This window comes from Hyalangium gracile, from assembly GCF_020103725.1.
In the GTDB taxonomy this organism is placed as follows: domain Bacteria; phylum Myxococcota; class Myxococcia; order Myxococcales; family Myxococcaceae; genus Hyalangium; species Hyalangium gracile.
This window is the reverse complement of record NZ_JAHXBG010000056.1, coordinates 1-3,970: the sequence shown is the minus strand read 5'-3', so window position 1 is coordinate 3,970 and position 3,970 is coordinate 1. Positions and strand designations below refer to the sequence as shown.

Below are 3,970 nucleotides of genomic sequence, written 5' to 3'. Positions count from 1 at the left end.
GTGGTTCGTGGAACCACGGATCCGCGGCGAGCTTCTCTTGCTGCTCACAGAAGAAATCGACGTTGTCCGTGACCTCCTGACGCTGCTTGGCGAGCGCCCGCTCCGCTCTTTCGCCAACCTGGTTGTCGATGAACAGGGACGCGACGACGACGACCAGCACCAGGAATACGAGCCTGAGGTCTTGATCATACCCACCACGCCGCGAGCGACGGGGAAATCGTGTAGGACTTCAGCGAGGCGAGACATGCCGGGCGGCATTGGGGATTCCAAGTCCATTCCTCAGTTGGTTGTGTCGGCGGAGGCACTGTGACGACATCATATCCCAGCGAGCCAGGGCGGGGGGGCGTGCTGATGTCGCTTTGGAAGGACAGGCATTTTCCTCATGCTTCCCTGACATGGAGAAGTGCAAGGAACAGGTCCATGCAGTCAAAGCGAAGGCGGCACTGCTGGCGTTTGCTGGAGCGGGTGGAGCGGCACGTCAGCCAGAAGGTGGCCCTGCGCATGGACACTTGTGATAAAGGCCCCTGGCATGCAGCCAGGTCCATCGTGCTCGCTCTCCATGCCGTCCTTTCTCCACGGCACCCTCATGAACGTGGCACGCAAGACGCGCAAGGAGGGTCACCGGTGCGGTGAGCAGTACCGCAAGGATGGCACCTTCCCTACGCCTCGCGAGATGCTGGAGGTGTCACCTGGCGACGTAGTCATTGCCCATGAGGTGGTCGACTTCCAGCATGAACAACCTGCCTGGCGGCTGTACATGCTCTCGGGTGTCATGCGTGGAGTCAATGAAGCGATGGAGTATCAACACGCATTTCAAGTACGTGACGCCTACGAAGACTTCTGTCGTGAAACGGCATGGGGTGCCTTGCATTGCGCGATTGAGCCCAATGGCCCTGTGAGCTGCGCGCGCACCGCTGTTCGCCTCCAAGCGGTGTTGCCATTCTGGGAGCCACTCGAATCCGTGCGCTACCTCTTCAAGAAGCTCGACACGGAAGTGACTCTGGAAGCTCTGCTCATGGCCTCCAACGACTGGGCCATGGATGCATGGTGTCCAGTGAGCGAGGGCTCGGTTCGCACCCGATTGCAGATGGCAGCGGACCGGATGGCGCGAGCCACGCGGGACGATTGCATCGAAGCCATCCTCCGGCAGATGCCTCGGGCGCTGGAGTTCGCGCGGGGCCTCAAACACCGAGACCTGCTGGCTGACCCCTCCTTTCAGCACCAGCGGCTCACCCTGCTCACGCCAGAGGCCTTTGAACGCCTGTCTGCCGCCCGCACTTCGGATCTCCTCGGCCAGGTGTACGCCTGGGATCGGCAGCTCGCGCAGCAATAGGCCCTTCGGCCATCCCGGCGAGGCCGGGTGGACACCGGGCGACTCTGGAGGGTGTGGTCTTCCCGGGCTCCTCGGCTCAAACTGAGACTCGACTCCATTCAGGAGCACAAGCCGCAGGAGGGGGATATGAATACACGTGGCGCCAAGCTGCTCAGCCCACAGGCCAGCCCTCCCGGAATGATGCTGATGCTCGGGGCGCTGCTGGTCGGGTGCGCGGGGGTTCCCATCAAGCCAGGAGCCGTGGGTGAGATTCCCTGGTCCTCCCGCTATCGCCCCTCTACTCCAGAGCAGGCTCCTGACGCGACCTCATCCAGACGGAGAACTCCCCCTGCGAGCCCGCGGATTCTCCTGGCCTCCAGTGACAGCCCGGAGACAAGCGGACACGCCACTGGCCAATCTGCGCAGGGCTACAATGTTCCTGGCCGCAACCTGGACTCGCAGGCCCCTTGGGAGTTCTTCCTGGGTAACGCCGCGCATCGGCTCATTGCATACATGTACGGCGTGAACCACCCAGGCAATCAAGCCATCTACAACAGCAAATCCATCTTTGAGATTCTGCAGACCACAGGAATCGGCGACCCTTCCCGCCTCCCGCCACAGGAAAGAAATCTACGCCCGGACATCACCGACATCACCACGCTGTATCTCTTCGAGATCAAGCCCTGGAATGATCGAGGTCTTCAGGAAGGACGCCAAGAACTCCAGCTCTACCTTGCGGCGCTCAACCGTGCCATGGCTCCGGCTGCGAGTTTCATGGGCGGCACAGACTTCGACGGCTCGATACTGATCCGCTTCGCGCAAGGCCAGTACATCTGGCGGCTGGAGTGGCAGACCACCGTGCCCGGCGTCGTCCAGTACCGCTGGACTCGCAGCCAGCAGCGCTTCGCATCCGCCGCTGCGGCGTCCGAGGCAGCGCAGTGGGTCAACCTCACCGAGCAGGAGATGCGTCAGTACGGGGGCTGGGTCGGACAAGCTGTCGAAGGCATGGTGACGCGGCGCGAACAACTTGCCGCCTTCAGTAGCGCACTCGGCGTGGTCATCGATGTCATTGGCAACGGCGCGGTCAGCTTCTTCTCGGGAGCCATTCTCGGCCGCATGGGCACAGGCTCGGGTGCACAGCGTCCCCCTTCCCACGGCGGGGGACAGGTCCTCCCGTTTCCCACCCGCCCGCCGCCCAGCGCTCCCCCTGCCCAGCTTCCCGCTGCCGCCATGGGCCAGTGAATCGGAGCGCGTGTCTCGTAGCTGGCTCCTTCCGGTCTCCTCCGCCAGGAACCCCTCTTGTGATAAAGGTCCCTGGCATGCAGCCAGGTCCGTCGTGCCCGCTCTCCATGCCGTCCTTTCTCCACGGCACCTTCATGAACGTGGCACGCAGAACGAGCCGGGAGGGCCAGAGATGCGGTGAGCAGTACCGCAAGGATGGCACCTTTCCCCCTCCTCTCGGGCTACTCGAGATCCCTGCCCGCGAGGTGGTCATCGCGCACGAGCTGGTCGACTTCCAGCATGAACAACCCACCTGGCGGTTGTACCTGTTCTCGCGCGTCATCAGCAGCTTGTGCGAAGCACTGGACTGGCAGAATTCATTTCAAGTGGATGATGAATTCGAGGCCTTTTGCCGTGAAACCCCTTGGGGAGCATTGTACTTCACGCTCTCGCAGAAGGCGCCGCTGAGCGCTGAACGCATGTCGCTGCGCCTCCAGGCGGTGCTGCGCTCCTGGGAACCACTCCAATCCGCGCGTTACCTCTTCAAGAAGCTGGACGCAGTGCTCAGCCTCGAAGACTTGTTGTTGGAATCCAGCGACTGGGTCATGGACGCGTGGTGCCCCAAGGATGACGGCTCTGTTCGGACTCGCCTGGAACTCGCCGCGGACCGGATGTCTCGGGCCACGCGGGAGGACTGCATCGAAGCCATCCTCCGGCAGATGCCTCGGGCGCTGGAGTTCGTGCGCGGCCTGAAACACCGAGACCTGCTGGCTGACCCCTCCTTTCAGCGCCAGCGGCTCACCCTGCTCACGCCAGAGGCCTTTGAACGCCTGTCCGCCGCCTGCACCTCGGATCTTCTCGGCCAGGTGTACGCCTGGGATCGGCAACTCGCGCAGCAATAGGCCCTTCAGCCATCCCCGTAAGGCACGGTGGACACCGAGCGAAGCTGGAGGACGTGGTCTTCCCGTGCCCGTCAGCTCAAACTGTGACGAGACTCCGTGGTGAACCACAAGCCACGAGAGGGAGCGTCTATGAGTGCGCGTGGCGCGAAGCTGCTCAGTCTACGAGCCAGTCCGCCGGCATCGGTGCTGGTGCTCTGGGGACTGCTCGTGGGCTGCGCCGGAGCCCCCGGCAAGCCCGGTGTCCTGCCCTCCGCAGCCTCCGCTCGGCCGCGCATGCTGCGAGCATCGAGCGACCTGCCCGGAACGGGTGGAAACTCCGCTGGCTCTCCCGTGCGGGGCTACGAAGTCCCGGGGCGGAATCCGAACTCCCAGGCTCCGTTGGAAGTGTTCTGCTGCCCGCGGTAGAGGGCCGGCTGGAAGACCTCGGCAGTCACCAAGGCATCATCTATCGACGCTCAGGCCGCATCCGGCCTTGGCTGTTCCCGCGCGACGGCCAGCCGCCGGCCGAGTTCACGCTGGCCAATCGCCTGCGGCT

The 3,970-nt window shown here is 63.6% G+C and carries 3 protein-coding genes; all 3 read left to right on the top strand.

What is annotated here, in order from left to right:
• The first annotated feature begins 559 nt into the window (after window positions 1-559).
• The 3 genes from KY572_RS46680 (at window position 560) to KY572_RS46670 (ending at window position 3,435) form a co-directional block, all read left to right on the top strand.
• Complete coding sequence (locus tag KY572_RS46680) at window positions 560-1,333, top strand: hypothetical protein (RefSeq protein ID WP_224250292.1); 774 nt, start codon at window positions 560-562, stop codon at window positions 1,331-1,333.
• Between the two features lie 126 nt (window positions 1,334-1,459).
• Entirely contained in the window at window positions 1,460-2,554 is a 1,095-nt protein-coding gene (locus KY572_RS46675; protein WP_224250291.1) for a hypothetical protein, read from the top strand.
• A 107-nt stretch (window positions 2,555-2,661) separates the two neighbouring features.
• Complete coding sequence (locus KY572_RS46670) at window positions 2,662-3,435, top strand: hypothetical protein (protein WP_224250290.1); 774 nt, start codon at window positions 2,662-2,664, stop codon at window positions 3,433-3,435.
• Window positions 3,436-3,970: the final 535 nt, after the last annotated feature.